The organism is Schumannella luteola, assembly GCF_013408685.1.
GTDB classification, from domain to species: domain Bacteria; phylum Actinomycetota; class Actinomycetes; order Actinomycetales; family Microbacteriaceae; genus Schumannella; species Schumannella luteola.
The window spans coordinates 605,238-624,436 of the sequence record NZ_JACBZY010000001.1; the positions used below are offsets into that span (position 1 = coordinate 605,238).

At 74.2% G+C, this 19,199-nt stretch carries 17 protein-coding genes; 12 read left to right on the forward strand and 5 right to left on the reverse strand.

Annotation, left to right across the window (positions count from 1 at the left end):
• The first annotated feature begins 59 nt into the window (after positions 1-59).
• The 4 genes from BJ979_RS02795 to BJ979_RS02810 all read left to right on the forward strand — a co-directional run bounded on the left by BJ979_RS02795 (position 60) and on the right by BJ979_RS02810 (position 2,976).
• Positions 60-440, forward strand: a complete 381-nt coding sequence (locus tag BJ979_RS02795; RefSeq protein WP_179564962.1) for a DUF2255 family protein — start codon at positions 60-62, stop codon at positions 438-440.
• Between the two features lie 132 nt (positions 441-572).
• Entirely contained in the window at positions 573-857 is a 285-nt protein-coding gene (locus tag BJ979_RS02800) for a hypothetical protein (protein WP_179564964.1), read from the forward strand.
• Positions 858-1,012: 155 nt separating this feature from the next.
• Entirely contained in the window at positions 1,013-1,870 is an 858-nt protein-coding gene (locus BJ979_RS02805) for a hypothetical protein (protein WP_179564966.1), read from the forward strand.
• 176 nt (positions 1,871-2,046) lie between these two features.
• Positions 2,047-2,976: a siderophore-interacting protein gene (locus BJ979_RS02810; RefSeq protein WP_179564968.1), complete on the forward strand. Its 930-nt coding sequence runs from the start codon at positions 2,047-2,049 to the stop codon at positions 2,974-2,976.
• 200 nt (positions 2,977-3,176) lie between these two features.
• Here the strand turns inward: BJ979_RS02810 and BJ979_RS02815 are convergent, their stop codons facing one another.
• The 5 genes from BJ979_RS02815 to eccCa all read right to left on the reverse strand — a co-directional run bounded on the left by BJ979_RS02815 (position 3,177) and on the right by eccCa (position 11,104).
• Positions 3,177-3,701, reverse strand: coding sequence for an SRPBCC domain-containing protein (locus BJ979_RS02815; protein ID WP_246286670.1), 525 nt, complete (start codon positions 3,699-3,701; stop codon positions 3,177-3,179).
• On the reverse strand, positions 3,691-4,173 hold the full coding sequence (locus BJ979_RS02820; RefSeq protein ID WP_179564970.1) for an ArsR/SmtB family transcription factor: 483 nt from the start codon (positions 4,171-4,173) through the stop codon (positions 3,691-3,693). Before BJ979_RS02820 ends, BJ979_RS02815 begins: the two co-directional genes overlap by 11 nt.
• A 253-nt stretch (positions 4,174-4,426) precedes the next feature.
• On the reverse strand, positions 4,427-5,257 hold the full coding sequence (locus BJ979_RS02825; protein ID WP_179564972.1) for an SDR family oxidoreductase: 831 nt from the start codon (positions 5,255-5,257) through the stop codon (positions 4,427-4,429).
• A gap of 460 nt (positions 5,258-5,717) precedes the next feature.
• On the reverse strand, positions 5,718-7,106 hold the full coding sequence (locus BJ979_RS02830; protein ID WP_179564974.1) for a S8 family serine peptidase: 1,389 nt from the start codon (positions 7,104-7,106) through the stop codon (positions 5,718-5,720).
• Complete coding sequence (gene eccCa / locus BJ979_RS02835; protein ID WP_179564976.1) at positions 7,103-11,104, reverse strand: type VII secretion protein EccCa; 4,002 nt, start codon at positions 11,102-11,104, stop codon at positions 7,103-7,105. The genes BJ979_RS02830 and eccCa overlap by 4 nt, the downstream gene beginning before the upstream one ends.
• Positions 11,105-11,269: 165 nt before the next feature.
• Between eccCa and eccD the strand changes: the two genes are divergently transcribed.
• The 8 genes from eccD to BJ979_RS02875 all read left to right on the forward strand — a co-directional run bounded on the left by eccD (position 11,270) and on the right by BJ979_RS02875 (position 19,130).
• Positions 11,270-12,793, forward strand: a complete 1,524-nt coding sequence (gene eccD, locus BJ979_RS02840; RefSeq protein WP_179564978.1) for a type VII secretion integral membrane protein EccD — start codon at positions 11,270-11,272, stop codon at positions 12,791-12,793.
• A gap of 55 nt (positions 12,794-12,848) precedes the next feature.
• The gene (gene eccB / locus BJ979_RS02845) at positions 12,849-14,183 is read left to right on the forward strand and encodes a type VII secretion protein EccB (protein ID WP_179564980.1); all 1,335 of its coding nucleotides are present in this window, start codon (positions 12,849-12,851) and stop codon (positions 14,181-14,183) included.
• Between the two features lie 97 nt (positions 14,184-14,280).
• Positions 14,281-14,574, forward strand: a complete 294-nt coding sequence (locus tag BJ979_RS02850; protein WP_179564982.1) for a hypothetical protein — start codon at positions 14,281-14,283, stop codon at positions 14,572-14,574.
• Between the two features lie 26 nt (positions 14,575-14,600).
• Positions 14,601-14,885 carry a hypothetical protein gene (locus tag BJ979_RS02855; RefSeq protein WP_179564984.1) on the forward strand — a complete coding sequence of 95 codons (285 nt, stop codon included), beginning with the start codon at positions 14,601-14,603 and terminating at the stop codon, positions 14,883-14,885.
• 71 nt (positions 14,886-14,956) lie between these two features.
• Positions 14,957-15,301, forward strand: coding sequence for a hypothetical protein (locus tag BJ979_RS02860; RefSeq protein WP_179564986.1), 345 nt, complete (start codon positions 14,957-14,959; stop codon positions 15,299-15,301).
• A gap of 45 nt (positions 15,302-15,346) precedes the next feature.
• Complete coding sequence (locus BJ979_RS17855) at positions 15,347-18,424, forward strand: hypothetical protein (RefSeq protein ID WP_179564988.1); 3,078 nt, start codon at positions 15,347-15,349, stop codon at positions 18,422-18,424.
• Positions 18,424-18,816 carry a YbaB/EbfC family nucleoid-associated protein gene (locus BJ979_RS02870; protein ID WP_179564996.1) on the forward strand — a complete coding sequence of 131 codons (393 nt, stop codon included), beginning with the start codon at positions 18,424-18,426 and terminating at the stop codon, positions 18,814-18,816. Before BJ979_RS17855 ends, BJ979_RS02870 begins: the two co-directional genes overlap by 1 nt.
• On the forward strand, positions 18,813-19,130 hold the full coding sequence (locus BJ979_RS02875) for a hypothetical protein (RefSeq protein ID WP_179564998.1): 318 nt from the start codon (positions 18,813-18,815) through the stop codon (positions 19,128-19,130). Before BJ979_RS02870 ends, BJ979_RS02875 begins: the two co-directional genes overlap by 4 nt.
• Positions 19,131-19,199 lie beyond the last annotated feature (69 nt).

Consider the following 19,199-nt stretch of genomic DNA (forward strand, 5'->3'; position numbering starts at 1 on the left):
AAGTGGGCAACTCGGGAGAAGGTCGGCGGGATGTGGGCGTGCGGGGGCAGGATCGGAGCATGACCGACTGGACCCCGCAGCAGCTCGCCACGCTCGATGCCGAGGACGAGCTCGAGATCTCCTCCCACCGCGGCGACGGCTCGCTGCGTCCCTTCGTCACGATCTGGGCGGTGCGCTCGGGCGATGCGATCTTCGTGCGCTCGGCTTACGGCCGCGACAACGGCTGGTTCCGCCGTGCCCTCGCCTCGGGCACCGGGCAGGTGCGCTTCGGCGGCGTCGATCAGCAGGTGACCTTCACCGGCATCGACGCGGCGGATGCGGTGAACAGCGCCCTCGACGAGGTCTACCGGGCGAAGTACGCCCGCTATGCGAAGAACATCGTCGACACCGTCGTCGGGGCGAACGCGCACGAGGTCACACTGCGGCTCGATCCGCGCTGAGGTCGCCGGCGCGGCGTCGCGACGCCGCTTCGCGCGGCGCGGTTCCCTCGTCGTTCACCCTCGGCGGCGAGGATGGATGAGGAACGCTCGCCGCGCCCGCATCCGGTCGCGCTCACCACTGAGGAGGCCCGCGTGGTCGATACCGAGACCGCCGCCAGCCGCACCGCGCGCAAGCTGCTGATCGCCGGCATCGCCCTCATGGCCGGCGGATGGCTGCTCGGCCGCTTCGCCGACGTCGCCGCCGGCCTGCTCTATCCGTACTTCTCCGGTGCGGTCGGCGCGGTCACCGTGCTGGGCAGCGTGCAGTCGCTGCTCGGACTCAGCGTGCCGCTCGGCGCCGCGTTCATCGGCGCGAGCATCGTCATCCGGGTGCTGCGCCCGAAGGTCACGCGGTTCCACGGGTCGCACACGGAGTAGGCGGGACCGCCCGGCACGTCGCCCTGAGCCCCGCGCCCCGCCGCGACCCGCGACCCGCGACCCGCGACGCGACCCGCGACCCCCGGGTGCGGGCTATCGGCGGCGACAGGCGTCGTCCAGGCTGTGTGAGCATTCCCCACACGCCGAGGAGCTCCATGACGTCCGTCGCCGACCCGGCCTCCGTCGCGCACCGCTACACGCGCCGCGGCATCGCCTTCCTCATCGTCGGCTTCGTCGCGTCGGCCGTCGTGCGCTTCAGCCAGCTGTATGGATACGACGGCGGCGGCATTCGGCTGCCCGGCGGCCTCGGCATCATCGACATGATCTTCGGGATCATCGGCTTCGCGGCCGGCGCCCTCAACTACCTGCCGCACTTCTGCTTCGCACTCGGCGCGATGTACCTCGGGGTCGGCATCGTGCTGCGCGCCCTGGCCGCCGGATGGTTCCGGTCGTGGGGCTGGCAGCCCGGGCAGCCGACGCCGCCCGGCGGTGTCGGCTATGCGCCCGGAGCGACGGATGCCGCCGGCGGCACCGGGACCGGGTGGGCTGCGGGTGGCGGGGCGCCGGGCGGCGCCGCGCCGGGCGCGGGGACTCACAGCTGGGCTCCCAGTACGGGGGCGCCGAACGCGGCTCCCGCCGGGGCGTCGCCCGCGCATCCCGTCGCCTCCGCGCCGGATGCCGACCCGGGCCCCGAGGCGACGCCGGCCGCCGCGCCGAGCCCGACTCCGAACCCGCTCGACCTCCCGCGCGCGGCCCAGCTGGATGCGCACACCCCGCGCGGCGATGCGAGCTCACCCGACTCCTCGGCCCCGAACCCGGCATCCCCGACCCCGGCATCCCCGAGCGCGACGCCGCAGCCGGCGCCCCCGACGCCGTTCGCGACGCCGACCCCGCACCCCGAGGCCGACGCCCAGAACCCGCCGAGCGACGCCGCTCGCGGCGGCGAGCCGCGCAAGCGCAAGCGCTGGAGCTGGGTCGAGGAGCCGCGCGACTCCGACGACAGCGATTCCTGAGCCGGCCGGGCGAACCGGGTCCTTCCGCCGACCACCCCCCCGCATCCGAGCACCGGATCGGCGGGAGATCGACGCCGGCCCAGCGCGCACCGAGGTCGACCCGCGAGGATGTTAGGGCATCCTTACTGCGCCGACCTTCGCCACCGCGCGGCCGCCGCCCTCGACCGGAAGACCCGATGAGCTCCACGACTCCCCCGCCCCGCACGCCCGCCGACACCGCGACGCCCGCCGGCACCTCCGCCGCCCCGGTGCGCCCGCGCGGCTCGCAGCACGCCCTCGCCGTGACGAGCAGCGAGCGGCTCAGCCCGCACCTGGTGCGCCTCCGCTTCGGCGGCGAGGGTGTCGCCGCGTGGATCGCGGCCGCCGATCCCGCCCGCCTCACCGCGACCGACACCTACGCGAAGCTGCTCTTCGCGAAGCCCGAGCTCGGCCTCGAGCCGCCCTATGACCTCGAGGTGCTGCGCGAGCGCCTGCCGCTCGAGGACCTGCCGGTGCGTCGCACCTACACGATCCGCGAGGTGGATGCGGCGGCCGCGACCCTCGCGATCGACTTCGTCGTGCACGGCGACGAGGGCGTCGCGGGGCCGTGGGCGCTCGCCGCTCAGCCCGGCGACGTGGTCTCGGCGTCGACCCCCGGCGGCGCGTTCGCCCCCTCCGACGACGCGACGCTGCCGCGCCTGTATCTCGGTGATGACTCCGCGATCCCGGCGATCGCCGCGGCCCTCGAGGCGCTGCCGGCCGACGCGCACGGCACCGCGATCATCGAGGTCGACTCGGCGGCCGAGGAGCTGCCGCTCACTCACCCGGAGGGCGTCGACCTGACCTGGCTGCACCGGCTCGATGACACGGATGCGGCGGCCCCCGCCGCGACGGCCGGCGAGCTGCTCGTCGCCGCGGCCCGCGCCCTGCCCGCCCCGACGGGACCCGTCGAGGTCTTCGCCCACGGCGAGCGCGGCGCGATGAAGGAGCTGCGCCGCCTGATCAACGGCGAGTGGGGCGTCGACCGCGCACTGCTGTCGCTGTCGGCGTACTGGGCGCTCGGCCGTGCCGAAGACGCGTTCCAGGCCGAGAAGCGCGAGCCGATCGGCCAGATCTTCGACGCCTGAACCGGGCCTGCGGCGCCTCGTCGCAACTCACGCGCGCGCTGGCGGAACCGCGTCCGCATCACGGCGCACACGGTTTCGGGTGGGCGGCACCACCGAGCTCACCTCCGGCTGAGAACCCGTCCCCATCCGCAACGGCGTGCGGCGGCGGAGCTTGCAGCGCCGGCGCCGCCGCGCTCGGTGTGAGCCCACGACGCGCGGGGTCAGCCCTCGACGAGCGCCGCGAGCTGCGCGGTGACGGCGCCCCAGCCCTCCGCGAAGCCGAGCTCGGCGTGGCGGTCCCGGTCGGCGGGCGCGCGGTGCCGCACGGTCGCGCGGTAGTCGGTTCCTTCGGGATGCGCGGCGAGCACGATCTCGGCCGCCATCGGCACCGGCTGCGCATCCTGCGGGCGCAGGTCGGCCGAGATCGCGTTCGTGAAGACGATGCGCTCGCCCGCGTCGACTCGCAGGAACAGCGCGTCGAGGTGCGGCATCCACGTCTCGCCGTCGTCGCTCATGCTCGTCACGAGCGCGCCGCCGGCGATCGGCTCGAAGCGCTCGACGCGCAGCCGCATCGGCGCCGGCAGGAACCACTGCGCGAAGCGCTCGGGGTCGGTCCAGGCCCGGAACACCGCCTCGCGCGGCGCCCGGATCACCCGCTCGAGCGTGAGGTCGAGCTCGGGGTCGATCGCCGGGCCGACGTGACCGCCGGAGCCGGCCCCGATCGTGTCGGTCATGTCATCGCTCATCGTGGGTCTCCTTCGGGTGTGATGCCGTCCGGGGGGTCGGCGGCCGTCGCGTGGCAGGTGCGGGGGTCGCGGATGCCGGGGTCGCGATCGCCGGGCCCAGAGCCCCGTCGAGGCGAGCCGGGTCGGTGGATGCCGCGCCCTCGCCGGCGAGGAACTGCTCCAGCCGGTCGGCGCGCTGCTCCCAGATCGCGCGCTGATCCGCCAGCCAGCCGTCGACCACCGCGAGACGTTCGCGGTCGAGTCGGCAGGTGCGCACGCGTCCGCGCTTGACCGTCGTGACGAGTCCGGCGCGCTCGAGCGCCCGCACGTGCTTGAGGAATGACGGCAGCGCCATGTCGAAGCCGGCCGCGAGCACGCTCACCCCGGCCTCGCCGCGACCCAGCCGCGCGACGACGGCTCGGCGGGTCGGATCGGCGAGCGCCGCGAAGACGACGTCGGCCTCCGCCTCATCGATCGCCGAATACTGAGCCACGCGGCTAAGTATGCGTCTCGGTTGCCTCCCGGGCGAGCCCCGTTCCCGACATCCGATGCGGTTGCGCGGTGTCCCGTCCCGGTCTTGCCCGATCGCGAGCAGGGTCCCGCCCCGTCGCGCCCGGCGCCCTCACCAGCACGGAAGCGTCTGAGACCGGGACTCGCGACGCAGTGCGTCGCGACGTCCCGGCTCAGACGCCTCCGTGCACGCGGCGACCGGGCGACCTCGGCGACCGGCCGCCGTCAGCACCCCATCAGGAGAACTGGATGCCGCCATCCACCAGGTAGGTCTGCCCGGTCACGTAGTCCGAGTCGGGCGACGAGAGAAAGGAGACGAGCTTCGCGACGTCCTCGGGAACGCTCACCCGGCCGAGCAGGATCGAGCGCGCGTTCTCGGCGAGCGCCTCGCCCTTCGCCAGCCCCTGCTGCGCGGCGAGCTTCTCGTCGATGAGGTCCCACATCGCCGTGCCGACGATGCCGGGACCGTAGGCGTTGACGGTGATGCCGTGCTCGGCCCACTCCATCGCGGCGGCCTGGGTGAGCCCGCGCACGGCCCACTTCGTGGCCGAGTACGGCCCGAGCAGCGCGAACGGACGGAACGCGACGATGGATGCGGCGCCGACGATCTTGCCGCCCTCGCCCTGCCGGATGAACTGCTTCGCCGCCTGCCGGTACGAGTTGAAGACGCCGGTGACGTTGACGTCGAAGATCTTCTGGAAGTCCTTCTCCTCGTAGTCGAGCAGCGGCTCGACCTGCGCGATGCCGGCGTTCGCGACGAAGACGTCGAGCTGGCCGCCGTCGGCGACCGCGGCGGCGACGAGCGCCTCGACCGACGACTCGTCGACGACATCCACCTCGTGTCCGCTGGCGCGACCGCCCGCGGCCTGGATGCCGGCGACCGTCTCGTCGATGCCCGCGCGGGCGCCGGGCAGGTCGGCGACGACGACGTGGAGTCCGTCGGCGCCGAGGCGTTCGGCGATGGCCTTGCCGATGCCGCGGGCGGCTCCGGTGACGATCGCGACGCGAGGCGCGCCGCCGCGGTCGCTGCTGACGGCCGGGATGCTGGGGGCGGGGGTGCTGGTCATGGGTCCTCCTCGACTCGATGAGCCCCGCGGATGCCGCGGTCCGGTCGAGCGGCGACTCGGTGCGCGGGGTGCGCACGAGCCGACATCCGGGCGCGCCGGATCGCGGCGGCCGGGGACGTTCCGCGGCACGCGGGAGATCCGACTCACCCGGCGAGAGAGCCGCGGCGTCGGGGCGTGTCGAACGGTAGGCAGACGGCGCGCGCGCACCCCACCCGGCGTCTCACGACGTGAGACCGCGCGCCGAACGCCGCCCGCCGGACGCCGCACGCCGGACGCCGCTCGCCGTGCGCCGTCTCAGACGAGGAGACAGCCCGAGCCGCACCGGGGCTCGACCAGCGCATCCATCCGAAACCCGAGACGCCGATACTGGCGAGCCGCTGCACCACGCCCACCGGCGTTACCACCCCGCCCGCCGAGCAGTATCCGCCCGCCGGCCGACCAGTACCCGCGTCGCAGCGCGTCACTCGGCCGCGGCGGACTCCCGGCGGCGGCGCACCGCGACGAGGCCGAGCAGCGGGCCGAGGGTCGCCGCCACGAGCGCGAGGAGGCCCATGCCGATCATGAGGGCCATGTCGCTCGGGCGCTCGTCGGGCTCGGGCGGCAGGTTGAGCGTCGGCGTCGCGCCCGACGCGGTCACGACCTTCTCGGGGTCGAGGCGCGAGACGGCGGCGACCGGATCGACGACGCCGTGCCCGAGCGACGGGTCGCTCTCGGCATCCTTTGCGAGCGGTGCGGTGGAGGCGTCGGCGGTCGCCATCAGGCGCGCTCCGACCTCCGCCGCGGTGAGGGCGGGGAACTCGGCGCGCACGAGCGCGGCGGAGCCGGCTGCGTAGGCCACGGCGAGGTCGGGCTCGTCGCCCGTGACGTGGCCCGCGCCGTCGGGCACGGCGCCCACGAGCCCGCTGGAGGGGGCGGCGAGGTCGGGGGCTGCGCCGAGCTTGGCGGGGTCGGCGGCGCCCTTCTGGTCGAGCGGGGCGACCGACAGCACGCCGTCGAGCGCCGCCGGGTAGGCGGCCGCGTCGGTCGTCGGAGCGCTCGCCGCGGCGACGACGACCACGTCGGCGGCGACGGCGGCCTGCACGGCCTGCTCGAGCTCGGGCGAGGTCGTCGCCGATGTCAGCGGGATCGCGATCACGCGGGCTCCGCCGGCGACGGCGGCCTGGATGCCCTGGGCCAGCAGCCCGGGAAGGGCGGCCGCGAGCGAGTAGTCGTCGGGGTTGCTGGTCACGCGCACCGGCAGGATCGTCGCCGCCGGGGCGACGCCGACGAAGTCGGTGCCGTCGACGGGACGGCCGGCGATGAGCGAGCCGATGAACGTGCCGCGACCGTAGCAGTCGACGTCGCCGGTGCCGCCGGCGAGGTCGGTGCCGGGCAGCACGGCGCCCTGCAGCGACGCCGAGTTCGCGCTGACGCCGGTGTCGATCACCGCGACGACGACGTCGCCGCGAGTGCGCGGCCACGCGCGCTCGGCGCCCATGCGCTGCTGCCCCCACGAGGCCGCCTCGATCACGGGCGACCCGGACGAGGTCGCGCAGGATGCGGCGCGCGCGGGCTCCGGCGCCGCCACGACGGGCAGCAGCACGCTCGCCACGACCCCGAGCAGCGCTGCGGCGGCGATCCCGCCGCGGCGCCGGCGGCCTCGACTCGACGGCGCGACGCGGAGCCCCGCGTTCTCACGTCTCCGCACCTCGGCGCCGTCGGCCGGGCGCACCGCGACGCCTCGCGGCGACGGGGAGACGCGGCCCGTTCGCGCTGCATCCGAGTTCCGCGCACGCACCGTGCCGCGCGCATCCACGTCGAACTCGTGGCGCCCGCCGAACTCGCCGCGCCCGCGCCGCCGCCCGCTCATTCCGGCGGCTCCGTCCAGCCGATCTGCAGCCCGACGCCGCCGCGGCGGGTGAGCAGCGCGGCGCGTCCGGGAGGCAGCGGCTTGCCGCGGCCGGGCGTGAAGGTGAGCGGCTCCGACGGGGGCAGTGACAGGGTGAGCTCGGGCGTGTTCGACTCGTGCAGTCGGCGGATGACCGCATCCATCGCCGTGCGGCTCGACCCGGCGCCGGCGCGCGCGAGGATGAGGTGCAGGCCGATGTCGCCGGCCTGCGGGATGAGCTCGACGAGCGGCGCCAGGGGGCCGCCCATCGTGCCCAGCATCAGGTCGTAGTCGTCGACGAACACGAAGTGCTCGGGTCCGCTCCACCAGTCGCGGCGGCGCAGCTGGGCCGGGGTGATGTCGGCGCTGGGCACGCGCTGCCGCAGCTCGGCCACGACCTGGGCGACGACCTGCTCGGTCGCCGACGTCGAGAACGCGGTGGCGAACTGGTACTGCTCGGGCACCGATTCGACGACGCCGCGGCGCGGATCGATGACCGTGATGCGGGCGTCGTCGGGCGAGTAGGCGGCGACGACGCCGCTCGCGAGCAGGCGCAGCGCCCCGGTCTTTCCGCTGGCGGAGTCGCCGACGATGCTGAGGTGCGGCTTCGCGCCGAAGTCGTGCCAGACGGGCTCGAGATCCTGCTCGCCGTGACCGAGCGCGACGCGCGGTCCGGGCGCCGTGGGCGCGGGCAGCAGCGCGGCGTCGAGCACGGCCGGCAGCATGCGAACCTCGGGGGCGACGGGGCCGCTCCAGGCCTCGAGCACGGCGTCGCCGAGGTCGCGGGATGCGGCGGCGAGTCCGTCGACGGTGGTGAGCCCGTCGATGCGCGGCACGCCCGCGAGGAAGTGCATCCCCTCGGAGGTGATGCCGCGACCGGGCAGCTGAGGGACCGTGGCGGCCTTGCGCATGCCGTGCACCGAGTCGATCGGGTCGCCGAGCTTGAGCTCGACGCGGGTGCCGAGCTGGTCGCGCAGCGAGCTGTGCACGTCGGTCCAGCGGCTGGTCGAGATCATCACGTGCACGCCGTAGGCGAGGCCCTGTCGGGCGATCTCGCGCAGGGCGATGTCGTGCTCCTCGAACTCCGCGCGCAGGGCGGCCCAGCCGTCGACGACGAGGAAGACGTCGCCGAAGCGCTGCTCGGCGAGCTCGCCCGCCGCGCGGCGGTCGCGGTACTCGGCCATGCCCTCGAGCGACTCGTCGGTGAAGAGCTGCTCGCGGTCGCGCATCAGCGTGCGCACCTCGGCGATCGTGCGCGATACCTGCTCGGCGTTGCGCCGCGTCGCGACGCTGCCGACGTGCGGCAGCCCCTCGAGCGTCGAGAGCCCGCCGCCGCCGAAGTCGATGCAGTAGAACTGCACCTCGCTGGGCGTGTGGGTGAGCGCGAGCCCGCTGACCATGGTGCGCAGCAGCGCCGTCTTGCCCGACTGCGGCCCGCCGGCGATGCCGACGTTGCCGCCGGCGCCCGAGAGGTCGATCTCGTACAGCTCGCGCGTCTGCTCGTAGGGCTTGTCGACCACGCCGATCGGCACGCTGAGGTGCCCGGTGCCGGTCCAGCCGATGGCGTGCAGGCCGCGGTCGGGATCGGGCAGCAGGGGCGGCAGCAGCTGGTCGAGCGTCGGCGGCGCGCCGAGCGGCGGCAGCCAGACCTGGTGCGCGGGCGGGCCGTAGCCGACGAGCTTGTCGACGATCATCGTCATGACGGTCTCGTCGGCGGTCGGCGCCGGGCTCGGCGCCTCGGAGGCCGGCGCGGGCGCGACGATCGCGTCGTCGGGCCCGAGCGGAACCCCGTCGACCTCGGTCGGCGCGGGCGGCACGACCGGCGACGCGCCGAACACGACGACCTGCTGGCGCACCTCCTCCTGCCGCTGCTCGCGCGTGCGCCGACGATAGGTGCCCGACACGTAGGCGGCCTTGAAGCGGGTCAGGGTCGCGACGTCGCTGCGCAGGTAGCCGTTGCCGGGGGCGTTCGGCAGGGAGTGCGCATCCGGCACGCCGATGACGCTGCGGCTCTCCATCGCCGAGAAGGTGCGCAGGCCGATGCGATACGAGAGGTGGCTCTCGAGCTTCGTCATGCGGCCGTCTTCGAGGCGCTGGGATGCGAGCAGCAGGTGCACGCCGAGCGAGCGGCCGAGGCGGCCGATCATGACGAACAGCTCGGCGAAGTCGGGGTTCGAGGCGAGCAGCTCGCTGAACTCGTCGACGATCACGAACAGGGTCGGCATCGCCTCGAGCGGGGCGCCCGCGAGGCGGGCCTTCTCGTGCTCGAGCAGCGAGGAGTAGTTGCCGGCGGCGCGCAGGTACTCCTGGCGCCGGTTCAGCTCGCCGGCGAGCGCATCCTGCATGCGGGTGACGAGCGTCGCCTCGTCGGCGAGGTTCGTGATGAGCGCCGACACGTGCGGCAGCTCGTCGAGGCCGAGGAACGTCGCGCCGCCCTTGAAGTCGACGAGCACGAAGTTCAGCGTCTCGGAGGAGTGCGTCATCGCCATGCCGAGCACGAGCGTGCGCAGCAGCTCGCTCTTGCCCGAGCCGGTGGCGCCGATGAGCAGGCCGTGCGGGCCCATGCCGCCCTGCGCCGCCTCCTTGATGTCGAGGTCGACCGGGTTGCCGCGCTCGTCGACGCCGAGAGGGATGCGCAGCCGCGACCGGTCGAGATCCTCCCGCAGGAAGCCGACGGGCGACCACTGGTCGACATCCTCGATGCCGAGCAGCGTCGGCAGCTCGAAGTCGGAGACCATCGGCTCGCTCGCATCCGCCGTGCGACCGCCGATGCGGTACGGCGCGATGACGCGCACGAGCGCCGTCGCCGCGGCCACGCTCAGGCCGTCGGGCGCGCACATCGGCGTGCGCTGCACGCCCTCGGTGCGGTCGGTGCGCAGCAGGTGCACGGTGTCGGGCTGCACGTCGAGCAGCAGACCCGAGGTGTCGGTCTCGTCGACGGCGACGCCGAGCGTCAGCGTCGTCGTGCACCGGTAGCCCGCCGAGGCGATGCGCGATCCGGTCGGCGGCGCGACGCCGTCGAACACGACCAGGTGGTACGGCTCGTCGGCGGTCGGCGCGGCGCCCGGCTCGAAGCGCGAGCGGCCGTTCAGATCGCCGTCGAGCAGGTCGACGAACGCGGGCACGTCGACGCCGAACAGCCGGGTCGATCCCGCGCCGTCCTGCAGGTCGGGATGCTGCGCGTGCGGCAGCCACTTCACCCAGTCCCAGTCGGCGGCGCGCTCGGGCGTCGTGCAGACGGCGACGCGCAGCTCGTCGGGCGCGTGCGCGGTGACCGCCTGGGCGATCATCGCGCGCACCATGGCGCGCGCCGCATCCTCGTCGCCCGTGAGGCGGATGTCGGCGAGCCGGCGGATGAACAGCGACACCGGCAGGTCGGGCACCGAGCCGTGCACGGCGATGAATCGGCGCAGGGCTCGCGCCGAGAGCGGCTCGAGATCGGCGATCGGCTTGGTCGAGAGCGGGGTGATGCGCTGGCTGAGGCTGTGCGAACCGGTGCCGATGCGCACCTCGCCGAAGTCGCCGTGGCTGCCGCGGCGCTCCCAGAGCCGCGCCGTCATCGCGACGTTCGCGAGCGACGCCGGGTGGGGATGCCGCCACGTCAGCGACGCACGCTGCTGGGCGGCGGCGCCGCGCACCTTGCCGCGCACCTGCCCGAGGTAGCGCATGAAGTCGCGGCGGTCGCCGCGCACCGTGTTGCGGCGCTCGGCGGCGGCGCGGGTGAGCTGCACGAGCACCATGAGGATCGCGAGCACGAGCATGCCGAGGAACAGCCCGACGGCGAGCGCCGGGTTCCGCTGGCCGAGGAAGACGAGCATCATGACGCCGCTGATGAGCATCATCGGCACCATCATCAGCATCGCGAGCGGGTCCTTCGGCTGCAGCTCGGGCAGCGACGGCGGCTCCTGCAGCTCGATGTCGCCGGCCGGCATCTCCGGGGGCTTCTCGCGCTGCTGCCGGCGGAAGGGGATGGTGCTCATCTCGGGTCTCCTCGATGCAGATGCGTCATCAGGGCCACGGGTGGGCCGCCTCGGACGGTTCACCGGCGGCCGGGATCAGCGTCGAGACGACGTCGCCGGGGCTCGGAAGCGGGGCTCGTCGAGATCGGAGTGAACCCCGCGGATGCCGCGGCGCGTGTGCTGGGCATGACGTCGCTCGATCAGCGCACCGAGTCCGGCCGACCCGCGGGTCAGGGCCGGGCACCGATCGGACAGAGCCCTGCCGTTGCGGGCCAGGCCGTGCAGAGCCAGGCCGCGCCGAGCGCCGGCCGCGCCGTGGAGCCCGCCGTCGCGGCGGGCGCCGGCGCCGGAGACATGTGCCGGCTCAGCGTGGTGGGGCCGACCTCGCGCGTCGAGCTGGCGGTGCCCTCGCACATCCCCATCGTCGAGCTGCTGCCCACGATCGTCGGCCACCTCGACCCGATGCTCGCCACCCGCGGGCTCGACCACGGCGGCTGGGTGCTGCAGCGGCTCGGGCATCCGCCGCTCGATGAGGATCGCGGAACGGCCGCGGCGGGCCTGCTCGACGGCGACGTGCTCTACCTGCGGCCGCGCACGGCGGTGCTCGCCCAGGCGCAGTACGACGACCTCGTCGACGGCGTGCAGCTGGTGCTCGACGCGCGCGACGACTCGTGGAACCCGGTGTGGACGCGCCGAGCGGCCCTCGCCGCCGCGACGCTCGCCTGCCTGGTATCGATCGCCGTCGCCGGCACCACCGGCACGGCCGCCCCGATCGTGGCCGGCGCGCTCGCGCTCGTGCTGCTCGCCGCGGGCGCCCTGATCGGGCGGCTGTGGGATGACGTGATCGGCTCCCTGCTCATCGGCACCGGCGTCGTCGGCGCCGCCCTCGCCGGCGCGACGACACCGGCAGCGCTGTTCCCCGGCGGGGGCGCGACGCCGCTCGCCGCCGCGACGGCGGGCGCCGCCGCGACCGGCATCGCCGCCGGCGCCGCCGCCTACGCCCGCGGCGGAGTGCGCCCGCGGCTGCTGGCGACGACCGGGGCGGCGATCATCGTCGTGCTCGGGCTGACCGTGCCGCTCGTGCTGCGCCTCGGCCTGCCGCAGGGCGCCGCGATCGTCGTGCTGCTCGCGCTGGCCGTCGCCCGCGCCCTCCCCGTGCTCGCCGCCTGGATCGGCGGGCTCAGCGTCGACCCGGTGCCGCTGTCGTCGAAGGAGTTCCAGACCGGACTCGACGCCGTGCCGGCCGACGAGGTCGAGCGCAAGGCGACCGTCGCGCACCAGACCGCGACCGCGCTGTGGGCGGCCTGGGCGGTGGTGCTGTGCGCGGCCATCTCCGTGCTCGCGCTCGACCCGGGCTGGGCATCCACCGCGCTCGTCGTCGCCGGGAGCGTCGGCGTGCTGCTGCAGGCGCGTGAGCTGCACGCCGCGGTGCAGCGCGGCGCCGTGATCGTGGCGGCGGCCGTGCCGCTCGTCGTGCTCGCGCTCGCCCACGCCTCCCGTCTCGACACCGTGTGGCAGATCGTCATCGCCGCCGCGCTCGTCATCGTCGCCGCCAACGCCTGCGTCGCGGCGCTGCTGCTGCCGCGCGGCCGCCTCGCCCCGACCTGGGGTCGGGCGGGCGACGTCCTGCACTGGGTCTGCGCCATCGCGATCCCGGCGCTCGTGCTCGCCGTCGTCGGCCTCTACGACTGGATCGCCGATCTGGTGTGAACCATCCGCGGCGGTTCGGTCGTGGTCGAGATGAAGGCAGGAGAGGAGGGGCGACATGTACGGACGACGTGATCTGGTGGATGCGCACCTCTTCCTGCGCGGGCGCCTCTCGGCGGCGGTGCTGCGCTCCGACCCCGACGCCCCCGACCGCCCGCTGCGCCGCACCGCGACCGGCATGGCGATCGGGCTCGCGGTGGCCGCCGGCGCGGTCGTCGTCGTGGTCGTGCTCAACATCTTCCTGTTCACGACGAACGACTCCTGGCGCAACCAGGCCGGCGCGCTGCTCGTCGACAAGTCGACCGGCAGCCGCTACCTGCTCATCGACGACACCCTGCACCCGGTCATGAACCTCGCCTCGGCCGCGCTGCTCGTGGGCGGCCGGCCGGCTGTCATCCAGGTGTCGAGCGAAGACCTCGCCTCGGTGCCGCGCGGCGAGGCCGTCGGCAGAGAGGGTCTGCCCGACGAGCTGCCCAGCCCGCAGGCGACCTCGCCCGTCTGGGCCGCCTGCGCCACCGGCGACGGCACGGCGCTCGCGATCGGGGGCGCCCCGCGCGTGACCCCGGTCGGCGACGACGAGGGCGTGCTCGTGCGCGCCGACGACCGGCTCACGCTGATCTGGCAGGGCACCCGCTCCGATCTCGCCGGGCCCTGGGCCGCCCGGGCCCTCGGCTTCGAGCCGAGCGCCGCCGTGCCGGTGGACGACGCCTGGCTCGACACCATCCCCGGCGGCCGCGACATCGACCTCAGCGAGCTCACGCTCGGCGGCGAGGGCCCGGCGATCGCCGGCGCGCCGACGACGCTCGGCCAGCTCGTCGAGGCCGACGGCGACGGAAGCCGCTACGTCGTGACCGCGCAGGGGCTCATGCCCGTCACCGAGACCGTCGCCGCGCTGCTCTCCGCCGAGCAAGAGCACCAGCTGCCCGAGCCGCGCACCATCACGACCCGCGACCTCGTCGCCACGTCGGTGACGAAGGCCGCCGCCTGGCAGAGCGAGCTGCCCTCGACGCCCCCCACGGCGGTCGGCGCCGACCTCACGCCCTGCTCGGTGTGGGATGACGGCACGACCACGATCGCGACCGTCGCCGCGAGCTCGAAGGCCGGCGGAGCCTCGGCCGCGTCAGCCACCGCATCCTCCTCTTCCGCAGACTCCGGATCGACCGACGCGGCCGGCGCCGTGCGGGTCGCCCCCGGCGCCGGCCTGCTCGCCTCCACCGCCGCCGCCCCCGGCGTCCGCGGAGCCGGCCTCTACCTCGTCGCCGACGACGGCACCAAGTACCCCGTCGCCGACGCCGCCACCGCATCCGCCCTCGGGCTCGATGCCTCCAGCTCCCCCGCCGTGCCGGCCGCGCTGCTCGCGCTGCTGCCGACGGGGCCCACGATCGCGAAGTAGGAGAGGAGCCCCCTGACCCCGGCTGCATCCCCCACCCAGAACCAGACGACTTCACTTCACTCTCGACCCTGAGAACACCACACCCAAGGAGAAACTCATGGCACAGCTCACCGGTTTCGAAGCCGAGACGCTTCAGAAGATCATCACCAGCACGATGGAGCAGGTCTCCGCGATGGAGGCCGCCCGCGGCCGCGTCGAGGACGCCACCCAGACCATCGCCTCGGCCGCCCAGGCCCAGGCCGGCACCGTGCTCCGCCAGCGCCTGACCGAGTGGCAGAGCGAGTACAGCGACATCAAGAACAAGCTCGACATCCTCAACGGCCAGGTCCATACCCTCCTCGCGCAGCGCACCAACACCGACGACTCGACGTCGTCGAGCGCCGCGGCCTGATCCCCCTCTCCACGAAAGGAAACGACATGTCCTTCAACGTCGATCTCGTCCAGTTCGAGGTGGCCAACCAGTCGCTCAACAGCTCCTGCCAGGAGGTCGAGCAGATCCTGCAGAACATCTACGACACCATCCGCCCGATGGGCGAGGCCCAGTGGGGTCGTTCGCTCCCGGTGTGGGGCGAGCTGCAGCAGCGCTGGAACAGCGAGTACCAGGAAGTGCAGCAGGCGGGCGTCAACATCAAGAACGCCGCCGTGCGCGTGCGCGAGGAGTTCTTCGACGGCGACGTGCGAGGCGCGGCCGTCTTCAGCTGAGCCCGACGGGATGCCCGCCCGCCCTCCGCGCGGCGGGCATCCCGCGGTCTCGCTCGAGAGAGGAGATCACCATGGCAGATGACGGAAAGCGCGTCGCATTCGACCGCGATCAGTACAAGAAGGTCCAGAAGCTCGTCACCGACGTGGAGACGTCGAGCGCCGACGCGCTCTACGGCACCGACGGCTACGGCATCGACTCGGACCTGCGCGCCCAGCCCACCGAGGCCCGGTGGGAGGTCGCCGTGAAGGTCGGCAACGACGTCGCGGCCCTCGCCGGCCAGGTGCGCACGTTCACCGACACCTTCACCGACAAGACGCTCCCCGACTTCAACGACCAGCTGGAGACGGCGGAGAAGCTCTTCGACGAGACCGACGACCTCAGCACCGCCAAGGCCTCCGGCACCGGCACCGCCTGACGTCACCGCTCACCCCGACGAACCCCCTGCGAGAAGGAAGACATCATGGCCGGAACTGAAGGCGCAGGGGGTTCGTCGAGCAGCTCGACGGCGACGAGCGACATGAGCCTCGAGGCTCTGCTCTCGCTCGTGACGGGAGTGACGGACAGCGGGCTGGCCGGCATCCTCTCCGACAACGAGGCGAACGACCGAGGCTGGGTCACGGGAACGCCCGGCGGCTCCGGCCGCGACGCGTGGTCGCAGAACCTGTACTACGGGTACTACCAGTACGAAAAAGACATCCGGATGTACGAGCTCATCAACAATCCGGAGCCGGTGCAGGCCTTCAACGAGGCGTTCGCGGCGCTCAAGGCCAACATCGGCAAGGTGATCGCCGACGAGATGCCCGGCCTCAGCGCCAAGCGCTCGGACACCGCGGCAGCCCTCTTCGCGAACTTCACCAAGGTCACCGGCCAGAACGCGACCGACATGAAGCAGCTCGCGACCGCGCTCGGAGCCGACGACTCGTCGATCCGCGGCTCGACGGCGGCGGCCCTGCTCGCTCAGCTCGAATCGCAGTACAAGTCGCTCGAGCGGATGAACGAGTCGCTCACCGACGACGGCGGGGTCTCGGCGAAGCTGACGGAGGTCGCGAACGCGGTTCGCACCTTCATGAAGGCGGTCGAGACGGCCTGGAACGCGCACAGCAGCGAGATCGCGAACACCGCGGCCAACGCCAAGGCCGCCGTGCTGTCGGACATCTACCACTACATCGAAGACGCCGACAAGGCGTATCGCGCCGAGAAGTCGGGCAACAACGGCATGCCCGAGGACCGCGCGAAGCAGGCGTTCGCCGCCTACACCTGGGGCGACCGCGGCAACATGGCGCCCGCGGGCTTCTCGCCCCCCGGGGGCGACCTGCGCAGCACCTCGACCTACGGCGGAATCAACCGCGCGATCTCGCAGTCGGTGCGCGACGTGCTGCAGAAGGTCGCCACCGACGTGTTCACGGCGCAGCAGACGCTCGAGACGACGATGCGCCAATCGCTGCGCACGTTCAAGGACATGCAGGATCCGACCGTCGCCCCGAAGGACACGACGCCCGACTACAACGGCGGCGACGGCGTGGGCGGAGACGGCGACGGCCCGCCGGACGGCCCGGATTGGGATGACATCTTCGGCGACGACGGCCCCGGTGGCGACGGGGTCGGCGGAGACGGCTCGGGCGGAGGCGGCGATGGCGCCGGTGGCGGCCCGGACGGCGACGGCATCTTCGGCGACGGCCCCGGCGGCGACGGAGTCGGCGGGGGCGGAACCGGTGGCGGCGGCGACGGGGTCGGCGGAGGCGGCGACGGGGTCAACGGAAACGGCGACGGCATCTTCGGTGACGGCCCCGGCGGCGACGGAGTCGGCGGAGCCGGTGGCGGCGGAGCCGGCGTCAACGGAAACGGCGACGGCATCTTCGGTGACGGCCCCGGCGGCGACGGAGTCGGCGGAGCCGGTGGCGGCGGAGCCGGCGTCAACGGAAACGGCGACGGCATCTTCGGTGACGGCCCCGGCGGAGCCGGCGCCGGCGGCGGGGACTTCGGCGGCGCCGGCGCCGGCGGAGGCGACTTCGGCGGCGGCGCGGGCGGCGCCGGCGACGGCGGACCGGGCTCGTGGTCGACCGGCGGCGGAGCCGACGGCGGAGGCGGCATCGGCGGTGCGGGCGTGGTCGGCGGCGGAGGCGGCGCCGGCGGCTTCGGAGCCCCGCGCGGCTCGAACGGCAGCTCGGAGAACCAGAACCGCGACCCGAACGCGAACCGCAACGACGACGGCGGCACGGGTGTCGGCGGCGGCGACGGCGTGGCGATGCCCGACCTCGAAGACCCGAACGCCACGTTCTCCGACCTGACCTCGCCGTCCACCGAGTTCGGCGGGACCGGGGTGGGCGGTGGCGACGGCGTGGGCGGCGGAGCCGGCGCCGGCGGCGCCGGTGTCAGCGGGAACGGCGACAGCGTGTTCGGCAACGGACCGGGCGCCGGCGGCGACGGGATCGGACAGGACGGCCAGGGCACCGGCGGCCGCAACGACGGCGGCGGAGCTGGCGCGGGCGGATTCGGCGGCACCGGCGTCGGCGGCGGGGACTTCGGCGGAACCGGCGTCGGCGGGAACGGCGCCGGCGACTTCGGCGGCGTTGGGGGCAACGGCGCTGGCGACTTCGGCGGGACCGGCGTCGGCGGAAACGGCGCCGGCGACTTCGGCGGAACCGGCGTCGGCGGAAACGGCGACTTCGGCGGAACCGGCATCGGCGGAAGCGGCGACTTCGGCGGCATCGGCGGGAACGGCGCCGGCGACTTCGGCGGCGTCGGAGGCAACGGCGCCGGCGGGGACTTCGGCGGGACCGGCGTCGGCGGCAACGGGGACTTCGGCGGCGTCGGAGGAAACGGCGCTGGGGACTTCGGCGGCGTCGGAGGAAACGGCGTCGGCGGAGGCGGAGACTTCGGGGCCGGCGGCGTCGGCGGCGACTTCGGCGGCGCCGGGGCCGGTGGCAGCGGCTGGGGCTCCGACGACTTCGCCGCAGGCGGCGGCGCCGGCGGCGGAGCCGGCGTGGGCGGTGGAGCCGGAGACTTCGGCGGCGTCGGCGGCGGCAGCAGCGCCGGCGGTGGCGGCTTCACGCCCGGCGGGGGCGGCGGCATGGCCGGCCTGCCCGCCGACGGCTCGTTCGGCAGCGCGGGCGGAGCCGCGGGCGGCGTCGACGGCGCCGGCGGCGGTGCGGGCGGCGGCCAGGACGGGGCCTTCGCGGCCGGCGGCGGATCCGGTGCCGGCAACGGCGCGGGCGGCGCCGCGGGTGCTGCCGGCGGCGGCGCGAACGGCGGCGGCATGGGCGGCGGCGGAATGCCGATGATGCCGATGTCGCCGAACCAGGGCTCGAAGGATCGCGACCGCGAGCGCAACACCTGGCTCGCCGAAGACGAGGAGATCTGGGGCACGACGAACGTCGACGGCAACGGCGTCATCGGTCTCGCCGAGGAGCGCGAGCCCGTTCAGCCCACCCACGTGCCGGCGGGCGTCGCAGCGGGCCGTGTGCCCGAGGCGGCACGGCGTCAGGCGGAGTCCGACGCGGCCAAGCAGGCCGCGGCAGCACAGGAAGGAGCAGCGTGATGCAGTTCACCGGAGACGAGATCGAGCAGATGATGGCCGAGACGCGCGAGACGCACGCCCGGCTGGCCGAACGCGCGGCGGAGGTCGAGGCGCTCACCGCGACCGCGACATCCAAAGACCGTGTTCTGAGCGCGACGGTCGACGCGCGCGGCGTGCTCACCGACCTCAAGATCACGGGTCAGTCGTGGCGCGAGCTCGCGCCGAAGGAGCTCTGCTCCCGCATCGTCGACGTCGTCGCGCAGGCGCAGAGCGACGTGCAGAACCGCGGTCGCGAACTGCTCGAGGGCGCCGGGCCCGACGGGCTCGACCCCACGGCGGGCCTGCCGTCGGCCGACGAGATGACCGCGATGATGCAGGATCTCGTCGCGCAGTTCGGGGAGGTCTCGAAATGAGCGACGAGCGCTTCGCCGCCGATCCCGACCGGATGCAGGAGAGCGGGCGACGGCTCATGAACCTGCAGAGCCGCGTGCGTCAGCTGACGTCGACGGTCGAGCAGCTGCAGACGCGCTACCCGGATGCGGGCGGCGACGGCGACTTCAGGACGTCGTACGACACGAACTACGTGCCCTCGGCCGACGCCGCGAAGGAGTTCATGACGCAGCTGTCGACCACCGTCGAAGAGGTCGCCGACGGCACCCGCACGGTCGCCCGCTCCTTCGCCGAGACCGAGGACTCGGCGACCCTGGAGAGCCGGCACCAGCAGTAGCGGGGAGCCATCTCCAGCGGCACCGCAGATCCGGACGCCGGCGAGGCCGCGGGCACGGTGAACCGGCCG